We start from the raw sequence: 15,051 nt of genomic DNA on the forward strand, positions 1-15,051 counted from the left end.
GCAGGAAAAATGGTTTAGAAAATAAATTTATGAAATCGCCAGCACTTCTGCATCACTATTAAAAATCAATGTTATGAGCACATCTAAAACCTTACTCATCCTTCCTTTATTGTTGGTTACGTTTTTTGTTAAGGCGCAAATGCCTGTATTAAAGGTGCAACAGGCTGAAACTGCAGAGCGGAAAGAAGCTGTTAAACTTAAAAAACTGAATATCGATGTACAGATAACCGGAAATATTGCCACAACGGTAATGACTATGACTTTTCATAACAGCAGCAACCGCATTTTAGAAGGGGAACTTACTTTTCCAATGCCTGAGGGTGTGAGCATTAGCCGTTATGCATTGGATATCAACGGAAAAATGCGTGAGGCTGTTCCGGTAGAAAAAGCAAAAGCAACAGAGGTTTTCGAAAGCATTGAGCGCCGTAGGGTAGATCCGGGTTTATTGGAAAAAGTGGAAGGAAATAATTTCCGTACGCGTATTTATCCTTTGCCGGCAAACGGCAACCGTACCATTATTGTAGGTTATGAGGAAGAGTTAAGCTTTAATAACAATAATGCTTTAAAGTATCATTTACCTTTGGATTATAACCAGCCGGTCGAAAATTTCTCTTTAAAAACCACTGTTTTCGAAAGTATTATAAAACCGGAGCTTGGTGAGCGGCCAGATGGCAGTTTTGATTTAAAGGCCAATGGAAATACTTACATTGGCGAAATCAATAAAAGCAATTATCAACCTAAAAACGGTCTCACCATTAACCTTCCGAAAAGGAACAACCTGCCCGAAGTGAAATTGCAGAAAGCATCATCGGGATATTATTTCCTGGTAAATGTTTTTCCAAAAATCCAGAGCCGTGAGCGGCAATGGGCCAACCATATTGGTTTAATCTGGGATGTTTCGTTAAGCGGTCTTCAGCGTAATACCGACAAGGAAATAGAGCTGCTTGATTTAATTATCAAACAGAAACAGAACTTAACCATACAGCTGGGGCTGGTAAACAATGGCTTTAAAAATGCAGGAACTTTCGTCATCTCGAATGGTAACTGGACCGTGCTGAAAGACAAACTGAAAAACCTGGTTTACGATGGCGGTACAAATTTCAGTGCCATAAATCCGAAAGCGATCCAGGCCGATGAATACATTTTGTTTACTGACGGCCTGTCTACCTTCGGGAAAAACACGGTTAGCTTAAATAAACCAGTTCATTGTATCAATACTGCTTTGAAAGCAGATTATAGCACCTTAAAATACATTACTTTAAAAACCGGCGGCCAGTTTGTAAACCTCAATGCCATTTCGGTTAATGATGCCTTTAAACAGTTAAACCAGCAGAATCTTCAGTTTTTAGGAATAAAAAATGGAAACGATATCAGGCAAACCTATCCTTCGATGAAGGTTAATGTTAACGGGGATTTTTCCTTGGCCGGGATCATGAATGGGTTTAATACCGAATTTGTATTACAGTTCGGTTTTGGGACCACGGTTGTTGCCGAGCAGGCCGTGAGGCTTAACGGCACCGAACATACTTTTAGCAGTATAGATGTAAGCCGCGTTTGGGCGCAGAAAAAAATTGCTGAAATGGATATCCAATATGAAGAAAACAAAGATGACATCAGTGTTTTAAGTAAACAGTTTGGCATTGTTACGCGTAATACCAGTTTAATCGTACTGGAAAACCTTGATGATTACCTGCGCTATGATATTGTGCCGCCTGTAGAACTGCAACAGGCTTACAATGCTGTTTTAAAACAGCGTAGGGTTGATCTTTTAGAACAAAAAAAGGATCTGATCAATGCTGCGGTGGCCATGACCAAAGATTTAAAAACATGGTGGAATACTGACTTTTATTATAAAGAACCTGCAAAGAAAAAAGAAAGTTATCCTGATCCCGGACAAAGAGATGTTAAGGGAGACCCAACCGCAGATGTTGCGATACCTGGCCCGGTTGGCCAGACCAGCAGGATGGAAATTGCGGCCAGCCAGGCCCGTGCCCGGAGCCAGGCTAAATCGGTAAGCGAGATGAGAATGCCCCCGCCAGTGGTAAAAAAGGATGAAGAAAAATCTTTACAGGAAGTAGTGGTTGTTGGATACGGTACGCAGAATAAAAGAGCAGTTACAGGCGCCATATCAACGGTTTCAGATCATTATAACAGCGGTGCTCCAGGTGCGGTAAGTGGTTATCTGGAAGGGAGGGTTGCCGGCGTTACTGTAGCGAAAGGATCTGCTGTAAGGACGTCGTCACCACAGGCACAGCCCGCCATCATTATCCCCGAGTTTAAAAGTGATAAAGACTATATGCAAAATCTTAAAGGAAAACCGGATAGCGCCTATCGGTCTTATTTAAAAATGCGTTCGAAATACATTTCTACGCCGATGTTTTATTTTGATGTGGCCAATTGGTTTTACCAGCAGAAAGATAGTGTGAGGGCTTTAACCATTTTAAGTAATATTGCTGATCTGGATCTCGAAAATGCCGATTTATATAAAACCCTGGCCTATAAACTAAAGCAAACAGGTAATTATAAAGACGAACTTTTTATTACCCAAAAAGTTTTGCAGTGGCGGCCTATGGATGCACAGAGCTACCGCGATTATGCTTTGGCCCTGGCCGATAACGGGCAGTACCAGGCAGCAATCGATAATTTATACAAGGTGCTTACCCAAAGTTATAATGCGCAGATTGCCGACAGGGACCAGGGCATTGAAGAGATTGTAATTTCTGAAATGAACAACCTCCTTACCAAGCATGGAAACAGTATTAGTACAAAGGGAATTGATAAGCGCTTGATCCAGCCGCTGCCTGTAGATGTGCGTGTAGTGCTTAACTGGAATAAAAATGATGCCGATATCGATTTATGGTTAACCGACCCTACAGGCGAAAAAGGTTTTTATGGCAACTCGAGAACAAAAATAGGTGGAAGGATCAGCAACGATTTTACCTCTGGTTATGGTCCGGAGCAGTTTATGATCAAAAAAGCGATAAAAGGGAAATATAAAATAGAAGTGAATTATTATGGCGACCGGCAGATCAACATCAGCGGGCCAACAACAGTAACTGCCGAAATTTACACCCGCTATGCTACCGGTAAACAGCAAAGAAAGATTATTGTAATGCCCCTGGCTGCCGGAAGTGGCGGTGGTAATTTTGTTGGGGAGTTCTCCTTTTAAAAGATGACGACACAGATTGGAGGATTACACAGATAGAGTATTTTTCTATAAAAGTAACCGTCATTTCGACTGGAGTGCAACGAAACGGAGAAATCTAGTAACGAACATTTATAGATTTCTCCGCTACGGTCGAAATGACGGTTTCTGTGTGATGTCGCGTTTTAATTACAGCAACAACCCCGCTATTTCTTCCCAGTTATTTACGCGCTCGTATTCGGTAACGAGTAAATTATGCGGCGAGGTATACAATAACGGCCTGCCACTAAAGTTCATAAAGTTTTTGGTGCGGTCGTCGATGATGATGTCGACGTTTACAATTTTATTTCCGCAGAACATGATATGCTTCCAATCAATAAAAGGAAAATGTTCGGCCATCCAGTCGTATTTATCAACCAGTGAGTTGCGGAATTCCATTGCTGCCGAAACAATATAAACATCATATTTTTCCTGTAGGGCCTTAATTACCCGCTGGCTATCGGGAATTACCTCAAGATCGCGGAAAAAGCCAGGTTCGTTAATGTATTCAAACCACTTCTGGTTAACTTCTTCGGGCACATGGTGATAAATTTCGTTTCCGGCATCGATCTTTAAATCAAGTGGAACATTAAAATCACGGTTATATAACTGGATAAATTTTTTAACGGCATCGGCAATTACCTCGTCCATATCAATCGCAATTCTTTCCATTTTGTATCTGCAAATATTTTGGCGCAAATATCCTGAAAACAAAGAAATTAAACTATGTTTTTAATTTCCAGTATTTTAGTTATCTTTGCAGCCCCGCAGCATGAAGCTCCGGGAACTATGTTGAATACATAAATACAAAAGAAAATGGCAACTAAAATCAGATTGCAAAGATTCGGTAAAAAAGGAAAACCTTTTTTCCACGTTGTGGTAGCAGATTCTCGCTCTCCACGTGATGGTAAATTTATTGAGCGTTTAGGTTCTTACAACCCGAACACCAATCCTGCAACCATCGAAATTAACTTCGAAAAAACTTTAGCTTGGGTTAACAGTGGTGCACAACCAACTGATACTGCTCGTGCTATCCTTTCTTACAAAGGTGTTTTATACAAAAAACACTTAGAAGGTGGTGTTAAAAAAGGAGCTTTAACCCAAGAACAGGCAGATGAGAAATTTGCAGCTTGGTTAGATGCTAAATCAGGTAAAATCTCTGGTAAATCAGAAGGTTTAGCTGCTACTAAAGCTGACGCACGTAAAGCAGCTTTAGCCGCAGAAGCTAAGAAAAAAGAAGAAAGAGCAGCAGCTATCGCAGCTAAAAATGCACCAGTTGCAGAAGAGGTTGTTGAAGAAGAAGTTACTGAAGAAGCACCAGCTGTTGAGGCTGAGGCAACTGAAGAAGCTCCTGCAGCAGAAGCTACTAAAGAAGAAGGAGCAGAATAATTTTAATTATTCCGTTTCACAAAATAGCGTTCCGGATATTCGGAACGCTATTTTTATTTAAACTACATTCTCCAAGTATCCGTCATGCTGAACTTGTTTCAGCATCTCTCTTGAAAGACCCTGAAATAAATCCGATAGCGATCGGATCAGGGTGACGGCCGAATTTTAAAATTCATGAAACACGAAGAAGCATTTTACATAGGGTACGTTACCAAAACAAGGGGGTTAAAAGGAGAAGTTCAGGTATTCTTCGAATTCGATGAGTACGAACAGCTCGAATTTGATGTGGTTTTTGCCGATATGAACGGTAAACTGGTGCCCTACTTTGTGGCATCGGCAAAATTGCAGGCCAATAAAACAGGTTATTTTAACTTCGATGATGTTGATCATATCGATAAAGTGCAGCCCCTGTTAAAAAAGAAACTTTACCTCCCTATAACCCAGATGCCGGAGCGTGATGAGAGCGAGTTTTTCTATACCGATTTAAAAGGTTTTATGGCCGTTGACGAAACACTTGGCGAGCTGGGCGAAATTTTAGAGGTAAACGAATATCCACAGCAGTTTGTTGCTACCGTGCATTATCAGGAAACCGAAATCCTTTTCCCGTTAAATGAAGACTTTATTGTCGAGATTGATGATGAAGAAAAGGTTTTAACGCTTAACCTGCCTGATGGTTTGCTGGATGTTTATCTGGAAAAATAAAACCTTATTTTTTATAGGCTGTTCGGTAATTGTTTTAAAGAAAAATTGTTAATTTAGGATTCATCCTAACCAAAATTAACATGCTCAAAAAAACTTCAAAAACCGCAATGGTTATTCTTGCGTTAATCATTACTTTTTCGTGCAAAACCGTACAACAGGCTAACCTGAAAGAAATTAAACCCTTTGTGGGTATCTGGAACGATACAACCAACCCAGGCTGTAAAATCGTTTTTAAAGCCGACGGTAGTTTCTACAATCTGGCCAAAGAGAACGGTATACAGATTGTAACGCACAGCGGAATCTTTAAAATTTTATCGAGTAACATGTATGTGCTCACCATTTCTGATGCGAGGGCCAATGCTACTTATGACCTGAAAGGAAGACAATATGCCAATTATTATACCCTGGGCGCTGATCAGAAAACGATGAAAGTTAGCGGTTATGTTGATGGCCGTAACGGAGGCAATGGTTTAAAGTGGGCAAGCGATCTGGTAAAAATGAATACACTGGATTAACAGCGCAAAATTTTCCATCCCGCTAAAGACTTCGGCTTAAAGCCTTACCTTTGCATTATGCGTTTTGATATTATAACCGTTATTCCAGGGTTGTTGGAAAGCCCTTTTGCCCATTCGATCCTACAGAGGGCACAAAAAAAAGGCATTGCCGAAATTGTTGTGCATAATTTAAGGGATTACTCTACACACAAACAAAAAAGTGTTGATGATTACCAGTACGGCGGCGGAAGTGGTATGGTAATGATGATCGAACCATTTGCCAACTGTATTGAAAAACTTCAATCGGAGCGCGAATACGATGAAATCATATTCATGAGTCCTGATGGCGTAACGCTTAACCAGAGCATCGCTAACGAACTATCGATCAAAAAGAATATCATTGTGCTGTGCGGCCATTATAAGGGCATAGATCAACGTATACGCGATATCTATGTGACCAGGGAGATTTCGGTAGGCGATTATGTTTTAAGCGGTGGTGAGCTTCCTGCGGCCATTGTAGTAGATGCCGTGGTACGTTTAATCCCTGGGGTTTTAAACGACGAAACCTCTGCCCTATCTGATAGTTTCCAGGGCGAGCTGCTTGATGCGCCTGTTTACACCCGTCCGGCCGATTGGCGCGGGCATAAAGTGCCTGATGTTTTATTGAGCGGCCACGAAGCGAAAGTAAACGAATGGAGGCACGAACAGGCTTTAGAGCGTACCAAACAACGCCGCCCCGATTTATTGGAATAGTATAACGTATTTTAAGACATTTATTTGATTTAAAGAAAAATACCCTTTAGTGGGTATTGCCTATGGTTTGTGCTTAACCCTATTTTGGAGGTTAGAAAGCACAGTCACATGAAAAGAATTTTCTATTTATTTTTAATTTGCTCAATAGCAGCAAAAAACGCATCCAGCCAGGATCTAAAACCCAAAAAGGTAAGTATATTTTACGGCTACGTAGATCAAAAAGGCATAACGGTTATACCCTATCAGTTTAAAGAAGCATCAGAATTTTCTGAAGGACTTGCAAAAGTGGTAAAGGGCGAAAAAACAGGCTTTATCGATAAAACGGGAAAAACGGTTATTCCATTCGAATATGATAGGGCATTCGATTTTTCTGAGGGTTTGGCAAAAGTAATGCTTAATGGCAAGGCCGGCTTTATCGATAAAAAGAACCAGTTAGTAATACCCTATAGCTTTAGGGATGCAGGTAGTTTTAAGGAAGGACTGGCTATGGCTGTTAACGATAAAGTAGGCTTTATAGATAAAACAGGCAATGTTGTAATTCCATATACTTATGATTCAGCAAAAGCCTTCAGCGAAGGTTTATCTTCAGTTTCTCTAAATAAAAAATCAGGATATATTGACAAAACGGGTAAAACTGTTATCAAATTCGGATACGACCGTGCCAATGCTTTCAGTGATGGCGTAGCTATTGTAGTTGTGGGTGGCAAATTTGGCGTTATTAACAAAACCGGAAAATTAGTTGTTCCAATGGATTACGTTGTGATATACAATTTTATTAACGGTGTTACGCAAGCTACCAAAACCGGTAAAATAGTTAATGGCGAGATTGAAGAGGCTAAATGGGCGCTTATTGATAAAATGGGGAAGGCATTGACCGATTTTAAATATGATGAGATATATGCTTTTGAAGAGGGTGATCTGGCGCTGGTGAAAATTGGAGATAAATACGGATATATCAACAGGCAGGGTAAAGAAGTGGTTGCGGTTAAATACGAGGGTATTCTTGGCTTCCGGTACGGGCTTAGTTTGGTGATGCTTGAAAACAAGTATGGGTATATCGACTATACAGGTAAAGTTGTAATAGATTTAAAATATGATGATGCCCGCGAGTTTTCTGAAGGCCTTGCTCCGGTTATGATCGGTGATAAGTATGGATTTATCGATCAAACGGGTAAAGTAATCGTACCAATCAAATATGAAGGCACCGAGGGTTTTTCGGAAGGTTTGGCAAGTGTTCAGCTTGACGGAAAATCTGGTTATATCAATAAAGAAGGCAAGATAATTATTCCATTTAAGTACAAGAGTGCCTACCCTTTTACAGGTGGTAAGGCCCTAACTTTTGGTTTTAACGAAAAACATGTATATATCGATAGCAAGGGAAATGAGGTAAAACAATAATTTTTTTAGTGTAATATAGTTTACCATGTAAAATTAGAAATTATTGTAAATAACCCATTGATGTGTTATTTTAGGAGAAACGCCTGCAACCTCCTAATTATGTCCAAACGGATCGTTATTTGTGATGACCATTTACTTTTTTTAAACGGTGTATCCGAACTGCTTAAAAATACCGGAAAAGAATATGCTATATTTAAATTTAGCGATGTACACTCCTGCCGTCAGTATTTATTGCAAAATACAGCTGATGTGTTTATCTGCGATTTAAATATCAATCATTATGATGGTTTTCTGTTGCTCGAAGAATTAAAACTGCAATTACGATCTACCAAAACAATCATTCTTACCGCTTATTATGAAGATTTTTTGATCCAAAAGGCAAAAAAGGCAGGTATAAATGCTTTCCTTAAGAAGGAAACCCCTGCCGAGGAGCTTATCCGTGTAATAGATGCTGAAACCGGAAGTGAGTTTTATACCAATAAGAACAATAAACAGGATACCAGTGCATATAGTGTAATGGATAAACCGATTATTAACAAGTTCAGGATATCGAAACAGGAAAAGGAAATTATCAAATTGATTATAAAGGGATTAACCAGTAAGGAAATCTCTAATATCTTATTTATTGCCAAAACCACAGTAGATACGCATAGAAAGAACATTTATAAAAAACTGGAAATCAGCAATAGCAGCTCGCTCATCAAATTTGCCCATGAGAATAACCTACTTCATTAGCCTTCTGCTATGCTCCTGTTTCTCGTACGCACAATCCTTAAATAAACAACTGGTATTATCATCCAGCTATGTGGTAGACCACAATTCGTCCTTTACCCGGGCCGATCTGCAACAGCAAAAACTTTACCCATTTAAACAGCACCAAAAGCTTAATATCGGCTATAATAAAAATGCCGCGGTATGGTGCAGGTTTATCCTTAAAAATCCCAGTTCACTACAAAGCGTAAAAACCTGGTTATGCTTTAATAACAACCATATCGATAGCCTTACATGCTACGATGCAGGGCTTGCTACAACCATTGGCGATAGAACGGTTGGCAAAAGTCCCTTTATCGAAACCCTTGCTTTTGAACTTAATCTGCGTCCGAACGAAAAAAAGTTGCTTTGGGTGAGGGTTAAAAAAGAAACGTCGTACCTTGATTTTTCTTACAGCCTGGAGAATCAGACCGATCTCGAAGCCAGATCTTCGCAGAAAATTGCCCTGACCTCTTTTTTTATCGGCATTGTTTTCCTGCTGCTGATGATCAATGGGATACTGTTCTTAATGACCAAAAAAAAGTTATACATTTATTACATCGGTTACTCGCTGCTTACTGCCTGTTATGCGGCAATAACCACCAATTTTGCCAAATATGTGCTTTTTCCCGAGTTTAGGTTTTTTAGCGAAGGACGGGTGTATACTGGGGCACTTTGGTACATCGCCTTAAGCATTTTTTTGGATCACTTTTTAAACTTAAAACAAAACCAGCCGGTTAAGCATAAGGCTGTAATTGTATTAAATGCCATCAACTTAATCTTTGTTGTAATTTCGATTCTGTTACTGTTTTTTTACCGCGATTTCGAATTCCGCTATTTTTTCGTACTTGGTTATGCGGTTTTCCTCAGTTCGTTCGTGCTGTTGTTCTGGGCCTCGCTGGCGCATTTAAAAATAGAACGTACCCAGGGTATTTATTCGCTGGTTGCTTTTTTACCACAGTTGGTTTGGGGTACCTGCCTGATCTTAAAAACCTTCAAAATCATCCCCTATTCGCTTGGCGATAATTGGATGTTGTTCATCAGTTTGTACGAGGTGTTTTTGTTCGGTTATGTTTTATCGAGGAATTACATCGAAATTTTCTTAAAAAACAACCAGTTGATGCAGGAGGTAATTTTTGAAAAGGAAAGTTCTTTAAAAACGATTAATGAAGTGCAGCTCCGCGAACGGAGGAACATTGCCAACATTATCCACGATAGGCTTGGAAGTAAGATTGCCCACATCCTCCACCTTTTCGATATGAAAAACACGGGTTTGGCCAAACAGACTATCGGCGAACTGGCAGAGGATATCAGGGATATTTCGCATAAAATACTTCCGAAAGCCCTGGATGACGGTGCTTTGGTTGCGAGTGTGCAGAGCCAGCTGGTAAGTTTAAATGCCGGTTTAAACGGAACAAGGGTTGAACTTTTCTGCTACGATTTTCCCGAGAAAATAAAGGAGCCATGGGTTTACGACCTGTATCTGATTACGCTCGAAATTATCAATAATGCTATAAAGCATGGACATTCTAATCTGATTACACTCGAATTTTATCAGTACAGCAGCCACTATCATTTTCAGTTTGTGGATGATGGAATTGGATTTGATGTACATGCGACCAACAAAGGTTTTGGGCTGAATAATATCGAAAAGCGGATAAATTACTATAAAGGCAGTTTCGAAATCAACAGCGTTAAAAACGAAGGCACCATCATCCAGATCAACATCCCGATCCACGGCTGATCACACTCCTCTTCTAAAATATACCCTTAATTGGGTATTCTACACCAACAGGGCTTGCGTTATTTTTACGGTACAATACAGCAAAAGCCTTGGCCAATAGTGGAAATAAAGGCATTAAATCTTCTGTTATGATACACCACCCTAAATCCTTTCTTCTTATCATCTTTTTCGTTATTCCTGTTTTTTGTTGTGCTCAGATTAATTTCGACAACGGATCACTCAAGTCGCTTAGCCAGATGGCTACACAGTGTACCTATGTTTTAGTAAAGGAAACGACAAAAGGAGAAGGTATAACTTCAGTATCTGATACTATCGACCGTAATGGTAATAAACTGGTCATGTTTAGTGTTAAGGTCGGCGTACGGATGCACTATTTGTTTTCGGCCAAAAATAAAAAACTGATCTATTCGCGCATGGACGTTCCCAAAATTTACTTTGCAAATTTTGCCCCGATGTTTGAAGAACTGACTCAAAAAGGTTTTGAAAAAACGGTTACCAAACGATGGGCAGTTACTGATAAGCCCATGGCAGTTAGCTATCAGCATAAAGATTACCCTTTGGAATTCTTTATATACGATGTTTACGATAACGTGGCCAACATCATTATTTTCAATAAGGAATTTGGAAGTCTTGACAATTTTGAATTAAAATAATCCACAAAAACGATAAACAAAAAATATATGAAAAATGTAACAATCCTGCTTTTGTTCTGCAGTTCTTTTGCCTTTGGACAAACCACTTTCGAGAACAAGAAATTAGCCCTTTTAAACGATATTTTTTATAATACCTCAAAGCAGAACATTAGCGCGTTTATGAAAGATAAAGGCTTCGAACAAGGTGATATTGAAGAAGGGGAAGGCGATGTTAAAGTAATATTGGCCTTTAAGTCTAAACTTGATATAATGGAGGTATCGTATGCAAAAAACGATAAGATTTCGACTATTGTCTGCATTTTCTCGGGAGCCATTAATGTTCCGTTTATTGAGATGGAGCTAAAAAATAAAGGTTATACTGCTAAAATGGTCAAACAATCCATAGATGGCGAGCCGGTTAATAAGAACATCTGGAGCAAATCCGGAACGAAGTTCAATTTTGTTACCTATGCTGATGAAAAAGAGAAAATTGGTGTTTTAGGTTATGGCGTGTATTAACACCAGTGTTAAAATTCTATTCTGGTTACCCTAAAAATGAAACTTAAAGGCGCTGAAAAGCAATTCTGGTGGCATTTTGCCCATATTACTGATTCAAAACAGATACCAACGGAATTGCCGGGTTTTACCAGCATCGATTCTACTGATGATGATGAGTATATCGCCATGCTTCTTGCAAAGGTTTCTGTTATGCAGAGCATCTATCTCAAAGAAACGAATGTGACGGATGAAGGGGTAAAACTGATCAGTAATGTTAAGCAGCTTAAACACCTTACCCTGATGAAACATGAGCATATTACTAAAGCGAGCCTTCCTTACATTAACAGATTAACCGAGCTGGAATACCTTGATGTTTGGAAGACCCAAATCCACCTGGAAGATTTAACCGTGCTTACAGACCTTAAAAATCTTAAAGAACTGCATATTTCGGCACATGATGAAGGTGTAGAAATGGATCGTGATGTTATTCTGGAAAAAATAATAAAAGCAGAAGAAACACTGCCAAATTGTATAATTTATGCCTCCTCATAAATTGTTGGGTTTAACACTATGCCAATAATGTTTTACTATTAAAATTTATAAAAGGCTTGCAGATTGGTGTTCTCTTGACCTTTTGGAATAGAAGCATTTAAGCCTGCCGAATGTGGAATTCATAAAGATTGTGGAAAAAATTAAAATAGGTTTTTTTATATGAAAAAAAATCCCTAATATTGCAATCCGATTTTCAAGGTAAAGAAAGTTGGTTTAATAGCTTAAAATCATGGATTTAGTAAAATTTGTTGAAGAGCAGGCCATCGCGAAAAAAGATTATCCTGCGTTCAAGTCTGGCGATACAGTGAGCGTACACTATAAAATTCGCGAAGGTAATAAAGAACGTGTTCAAATTTACCAAGGTGTTGTAATACAACGTAACAGTGCAGGTGCTAATGAAACCTTCACCGTACGTAAAATGAGCAACGGCGTTGGTGTTGAGCGTATTTTCCCTTTTAGTTCTCCAAACATTGAGAAAGTAGAAGTGAATAGCTATGGTAAAGTTCGTAGAGCGAAATTGTTCTATTTACGTGCTTTAACTGGTAAAGCTGCTCGTATCAAATCTTTGAGAAAATAATATTCTTTATTATAAGATATAGCCTTCACGATTAATTTCGTGGAGGTTTTTTTGTTTATACCTTTGCTAAATGTTAGATTCTGCTTTTTTCGACCAGGTTTTTTGGGGCAATACCGTAAAAGCCTATTTCCTTTTCGGAGGGATACTTTTTTTAGGCCTTATATTTAAAAATATTTTTTCCAAGCTGTTAAGCCGTTTACTGTTTAAGCTTTTCAGCAATTTTTCGAGCCAATCGCATAACGATGCTTTTGTGGCCCTGTTGGTAAAACCGATAGAGATTTTTATCCTGCTATCCACCATTTATCTTTCGATTAACCAGCTAAAACATCCTTTGGAAGTTACGGTGTACCACTACAGTAAACTGATCGGTAAAACGAAAGAACTGATCCCGGTAAGTATTGGCGATTGTGTAGACCGGATTTTCCTTTTTATGATTATCCTATCCTTCTTTTGGATTATTTTAAGGATAATCGATTTTATCAGCCATGTGTTATTGTATAAGGCTTCACTCACCGAAAATAAGGCTGATGATCAATTGGTGCCTTTTTTAAAGGAACTTTTTAAAACCATCATAATCTTCATTGGCTTTTTTACGCTTTTGGGCTTTGTTTTTGAGGTTAACGTGCTCACACTGATCACCGGACTGGGTATTGGTGGTATTGCGATTGCTTTGGCTGCAAAAGAAAGTTTAGAAAACCTGATCGGATCATTTACGATCTTTTTAGACAAACCGTTTACGGTTGGCGATCTGGTAAAGGTTGATGGAGTTGAAGGAACCGTAGAAAAAGTAGGTTTTAGGAGCACGAGGATCAGGACATCCGAAAAAACAATGGCTACCCTACCCAATAGGGGCATGATTGATGGGGTACTGGAGAACCTCTCTTTAAGGAACTCGCGTAAAGTTTCTTTTATTATTGGGCTTACCTACGAAACGAGTTCCAATTCATTAAGAAAAATTATAACCGAAATACAGGATCATATCAATAATCATCAGGGTACAAGTAATGATGGGAACGCATCTTTCAAAAGCTTTGGCGATTCGGGACTGAATGTAGAGGTTAACTATTTTGTAACGGAGTTAAGTTATGCCGAGTTTCTAAAAATCAGACAGGAAATCAACCTGGAGATTATGGACATCGTAATCCGGAATAAATCAGATTTTGCCTATCCAACGCAGCGTTTGATCAGCGATAGACCGGTAGATCATGGTGATAAAGAAGAAGTGGGTAATGATGCTACTGATTAATCAGAAGAAGTTAGGAGGCTCATTAGATGGATCCGTCACCCTGAATTTATTTCAGGGTCTTTCATGCTAAAAAGATGCTTTAATCCGTGGTCTGCGTTCTCACAGAGCACAGCATCGTTTAATGAAAGGCTTGTAAATGGACAATATAAGTGGATATTAACTTATCTCATTTTTTGGAAAGCAAGGCTTGTGACAGTGATTAATGTGTGCCCCTGCTATCCACTCCAAGTCCTCTCCCGATGAAGGATCTGGATGCGGGCTTTCCGTTACTATCAGGTTTAGGGGGCAACTTTTGGGTTTCAAATCTTTGACGCCTATATCTGCGTTTCTACAGGACAACGGATGAAATATGATTATAAAAACAAAAAGCCGTCCCGATTTTACATCGGGACGGCTTTTTTTATGCATTTAATATCTTTTAGCTTAAAGTTGCCAGTGTAGTAATTCCACCTTTTACAACCTGGTTAAGTTCTACATTAACCTTGGTACCAACCGGAAGAAAAACATCAACCCTCGATCCGAATTTGATAAAACCGAACTGCTCTGTTTGTACCACCTGATCTCCTTCTTTTACGTACCATACAATCCTGCGGGCCAAAGCGCCTGCAATCTGGCGGAACAATACCGGCGTACCGTTTTTATGCTCTACAACAGTTGTGGTACGCTCATTTTCGGTTGAAGATTTTGGGTTCCATGCGGCAAGGTATTTACCCGGATGGTATTTAAAGAATTTTACTACACCCGAAATAGGGTTACGGTTGATGTGCACATTAACAGGCGACATAAAAATTGATACCTGTAAACGTTTATCTTTAAAGTATTCGCCTTCTTCAGTTTCTTCGATTACCACAACTTTGCCGTCTGCAGGGCAGATTACCAGGTTTTCCCCTGAAGAAAAACTGCGGCTTGGATTGCGGAAAAACTGCAGTACGATGATAAATAATGCAGCCGAGAAAATATAAATAAACCAGCGTAGCCAGGTAATATCGTGATATTTATAATCAACAATTGCATTGATTACGAAAATAAACAATACGCTCAGGGCAATGGTGGTGTAACCTTCTTTATGTATGGTCATTGTGTTAAAAATTATTGGGCAAAGGTGCGAAAAATAAATTAATCCAATCTAAAA

Annotated in this window: 16 protein-coding genes; 13 read left to right on the forward strand and 3 right to left on the reverse strand. The window is 39.2% G+C overall.

Features of this window, described 5'->3' with window-relative positions:
* Window positions 1–73 precede the first annotated feature (73 nt).
* Window positions 74–3,169, forward strand: a complete 3,096-nt coding sequence (locus B2V92_RS25865) for a VIT domain-containing protein (protein ID WP_293313610.1) — start codon at window positions 74–76, stop codon at window positions 3,167–3,169.
* 165 nt (window positions 3,170–3,334) lie between these two features.
* Here B2V92_RS25865 and B2V92_RS25870 read toward each other — a convergent pair whose 3' ends face one another.
* A complete protein-coding gene (locus B2V92_RS25870; RefSeq protein ID WP_293313613.1) occupies window positions 3,335–3,856 on the reverse strand; it encodes a 5' nucleotidase, NT5C type in 522 nt (173 codons plus the stop codon).
* Window positions 3,857–4,000: 144 nt separating this feature from the next.
* Between B2V92_RS25870 and B2V92_RS25875 the strand changes: the two genes are divergently transcribed.
* The 7 genes from B2V92_RS25875 to B2V92_RS25905 all read left to right on the forward strand — a co-directional run bounded on the left by B2V92_RS25875 (window position 4,001) and on the right by B2V92_RS25905 (window position 10,414).
* The gene (locus B2V92_RS25875) at window positions 4,001–4,573 is read left to right on the forward strand and encodes a 30S ribosomal protein S16 (RefSeq protein ID WP_293313615.1); all 573 of its coding nucleotides are present in this window, start codon (window positions 4,001–4,003) and stop codon (window positions 4,571–4,573) included.
* A gap of 174 nt (window positions 4,574–4,747) precedes the next feature.
* Window positions 4,748–5,275 (forward strand): ribosome maturation factor RimM, encoded by a 528-nt coding sequence (gene rimM / locus B2V92_RS25880; RefSeq protein ID WP_293313618.1) that lies wholly within the window; start codon window positions 4,748–4,750, stop codon window positions 5,273–5,275.
* 80 nt (window positions 5,276–5,355) lie between these two features.
* Window positions 5,356–5,790 (forward strand): hypothetical protein, encoded by a 435-nt coding sequence (locus B2V92_RS25885; RefSeq protein ID WP_293313621.1) that lies wholly within the window; start codon window positions 5,356–5,358, stop codon window positions 5,788–5,790.
* Between the two features lie 57 nt (window positions 5,791–5,847).
* Window positions 5,848–6,522: a tRNA (guanosine(37)-N1)-methyltransferase TrmD gene (trmD, locus tag B2V92_RS25890; RefSeq protein ID WP_293313624.1), complete on the forward strand. Its 675-nt coding sequence runs from the start codon at window positions 5,848–5,850 to the stop codon at window positions 6,520–6,522.
* A 108-nt stretch (window positions 6,523–6,630) separates the two neighbouring features.
* The gene (locus B2V92_RS25895; protein ID WP_293313626.1) at window positions 6,631–7,920 is read left to right on the forward strand and encodes a WG repeat-containing protein; all 1,290 of its coding nucleotides are present in this window, start codon (window positions 6,631–6,633) and stop codon (window positions 7,918–7,920) included.
* A 99-nt stretch (window positions 7,921–8,019) separates the two neighbouring features.
* Window positions 8,020–8,655, forward strand: a complete 636-nt coding sequence (locus B2V92_RS25900) for a response regulator transcription factor (RefSeq protein ID WP_293313629.1) — start codon at window positions 8,020–8,022, stop codon at window positions 8,653–8,655.
* Complete coding sequence (locus tag B2V92_RS25905) at window positions 8,633–10,414, forward strand: sensor histidine kinase (RefSeq protein ID WP_293313632.1); 1,782 nt, start codon at window positions 8,633–8,635, stop codon at window positions 10,412–10,414. The genes B2V92_RS25900 and B2V92_RS25905 overlap by 23 nt, the downstream gene beginning before the upstream one ends.
* A gap of 13 nt (window positions 10,415–10,427) precedes the next feature.
* Here B2V92_RS25905 and B2V92_RS25910 read toward each other — a convergent pair whose 3' ends face one another.
* On the reverse strand, window positions 10,428–10,577 hold the full coding sequence (locus B2V92_RS25910; RefSeq protein WP_293313635.1) for a hypothetical protein: 150 nt from the start codon (window positions 10,575–10,577) through the stop codon (window positions 10,428–10,430).
* A 73-nt stretch (window positions 10,578–10,650) separates the two neighbouring features.
* On the opposite strand from B2V92_RS25910, the gene B2V92_RS25915 reads away from it, so the two are divergent.
* The 5 genes from B2V92_RS25915 to B2V92_RS25935 all read left to right on the forward strand — a co-directional run bounded on the left by B2V92_RS25915 (window position 10,651) and on the right by B2V92_RS25935 (window position 13,919).
* Window positions 10,651–11,067 carry a hypothetical protein gene (locus tag B2V92_RS25915; protein ID WP_293313637.1) on the forward strand — a complete coding sequence of 139 codons (417 nt, stop codon included), beginning with the start codon at window positions 10,651–10,653 and terminating at the stop codon, window positions 11,065–11,067.
* Window positions 11,068–11,094: 27 nt separating this feature from the next.
* Window positions 11,095–11,565, forward strand: coding sequence for a hypothetical protein (locus B2V92_RS25920; RefSeq protein ID WP_293313640.1), 471 nt, complete (start codon window positions 11,095–11,097; stop codon window positions 11,563–11,565).
* A gap of 36 nt (window positions 11,566–11,601) precedes the next feature.
* Window positions 11,602–12,096, forward strand: a complete 495-nt coding sequence (locus B2V92_RS25925) for a hypothetical protein (protein WP_293313643.1) — start codon at window positions 11,602–11,604, stop codon at window positions 12,094–12,096.
* Between the two features lie 229 nt (window positions 12,097–12,325).
* Window positions 12,326–12,673, forward strand: a complete 348-nt coding sequence (gene rplS, locus B2V92_RS25930; RefSeq protein ID WP_113950184.1) for a 50S ribosomal protein L19 — start codon at window positions 12,326–12,328, stop codon at window positions 12,671–12,673.
* Window positions 12,674–12,743: 70 nt separating this feature from the next.
* On the forward strand, window positions 12,744–13,919 hold the full coding sequence (locus B2V92_RS25935) for a mechanosensitive ion channel family protein (RefSeq protein WP_293313646.1): 1,176 nt from the start codon (window positions 12,744–12,746) through the stop codon (window positions 13,917–13,919).
* Window positions 13,920–14,337: 418 nt separating this feature from the next.
* On the opposite strand, the gene B2V92_RS25940 is transcribed toward B2V92_RS25935, so the two are convergent.
* The gene (locus B2V92_RS25940; RefSeq protein ID WP_293313648.1) at window positions 14,338–14,997 is read right to left on the reverse strand and encodes a phosphatidylserine decarboxylase family protein; all 660 of its coding nucleotides are present in this window, start codon (window positions 14,995–14,997) and stop codon (window positions 14,338–14,340) included.
* Window positions 14,998–15,051: the final 54 nt, after the last annotated feature.

Source organism: Pedobacter sp. UBA5917, from assembly GCF_002432345.1.
GTDB lineage: Bacteria > Bacteroidota > Bacteroidia > Sphingobacteriales > Sphingobacteriaceae > Pedobacter.

What these genes read in the sequence shown, in the direction of transcription:
- B2V92_RS25865 (WP_293313610.1), top strand. Translation starts at nt 74, where the DNA reads ATGAGCACATCTAAAACCTTACTCATCCTTCCTTTATTGTTGGTTACG.
- B2V92_RS25870 (WP_293313613.1), bottom strand. Translation starts at nt 3,856, where the DNA reads ATGGAAAGAATTGCGATTGATATGGACGAGGTAATTGCCGATGCCGTT.
- B2V92_RS25875 (WP_293313615.1), top strand. Translation starts at nt 4,001, where the DNA reads ATGGCAACTAAAATCAGATTGCAAAGATTCGGTAAAAAAGGAAAACCT.
- rimM (WP_293313618.1), top strand. Translation starts at nt 4,748, where the DNA reads ATGAAACACGAAGAAGCATTTTACATAGGGTACGTTACCAAAACAAGG.
- B2V92_RS25885 (WP_293313621.1), top strand. Translation starts at nt 5,356, where the DNA reads ATGCTCAAAAAAACTTCAAAAACCGCAATGGTTATTCTTGCGTTAATC.
- trmD (WP_293313624.1), top strand. Translation starts at nt 5,848, where the DNA reads ATGCGTTTTGATATTATAACCGTTATTCCAGGGTTGTTGGAAAGCCCT.
- B2V92_RS25895 (WP_293313626.1), top strand. Translation starts at nt 6,631, where the DNA reads ATGAAAAGAATTTTCTATTTATTTTTAATTTGCTCAATAGCAGCAAAA.
- B2V92_RS25900 (WP_293313629.1), top strand. Translation starts at nt 8,020, where the DNA reads ATGTCCAAACGGATCGTTATTTGTGATGACCATTTACTTTTTTTAAAC.
- B2V92_RS25905 (WP_293313632.1), top strand. Translation starts at nt 8,633, where the DNA reads ATGAGAATAACCTACTTCATTAGCCTTCTGCTATGCTCCTGTTTCTCG.
- B2V92_RS25910 (WP_293313635.1), bottom strand. Translation starts at nt 10,577, where the DNA reads ATGATAAGAAGAAAGGATTTAGGGTGGTGTATCATAACAGAAGATTTA.
- B2V92_RS25915 (WP_293313637.1), top strand. Translation starts at nt 10,651, where the DNA reads ATGGCTACACAGTGTACCTATGTTTTAGTAAAGGAAACGACAAAAGGA.
- B2V92_RS25920 (WP_293313640.1), top strand. Translation starts at nt 11,095, where the DNA reads ATGAAAAATGTAACAATCCTGCTTTTGTTCTGCAGTTCTTTTGCCTTT.
- B2V92_RS25925 (WP_293313643.1), top strand. Translation starts at nt 11,602, where the DNA reads ATGAAACTTAAAGGCGCTGAAAAGCAATTCTGGTGGCATTTTGCCCAT.
- rplS (WP_113950184.1), top strand. Translation starts at nt 12,326, where the DNA reads ATGGATTTAGTAAAATTTGTTGAAGAGCAGGCCATCGCGAAAAAAGAT.
- B2V92_RS25935 (WP_293313646.1), top strand. Translation starts at nt 12,744, where the DNA reads ATGTTAGATTCTGCTTTTTTCGACCAGGTTTTTTGGGGCAATACCGTA.
- B2V92_RS25940 (WP_293313648.1), bottom strand. Translation starts at nt 14,997, where the DNA reads ATGACCATACATAAAGAAGGTTACACCACCATTGCCCTGAGCGTATTG.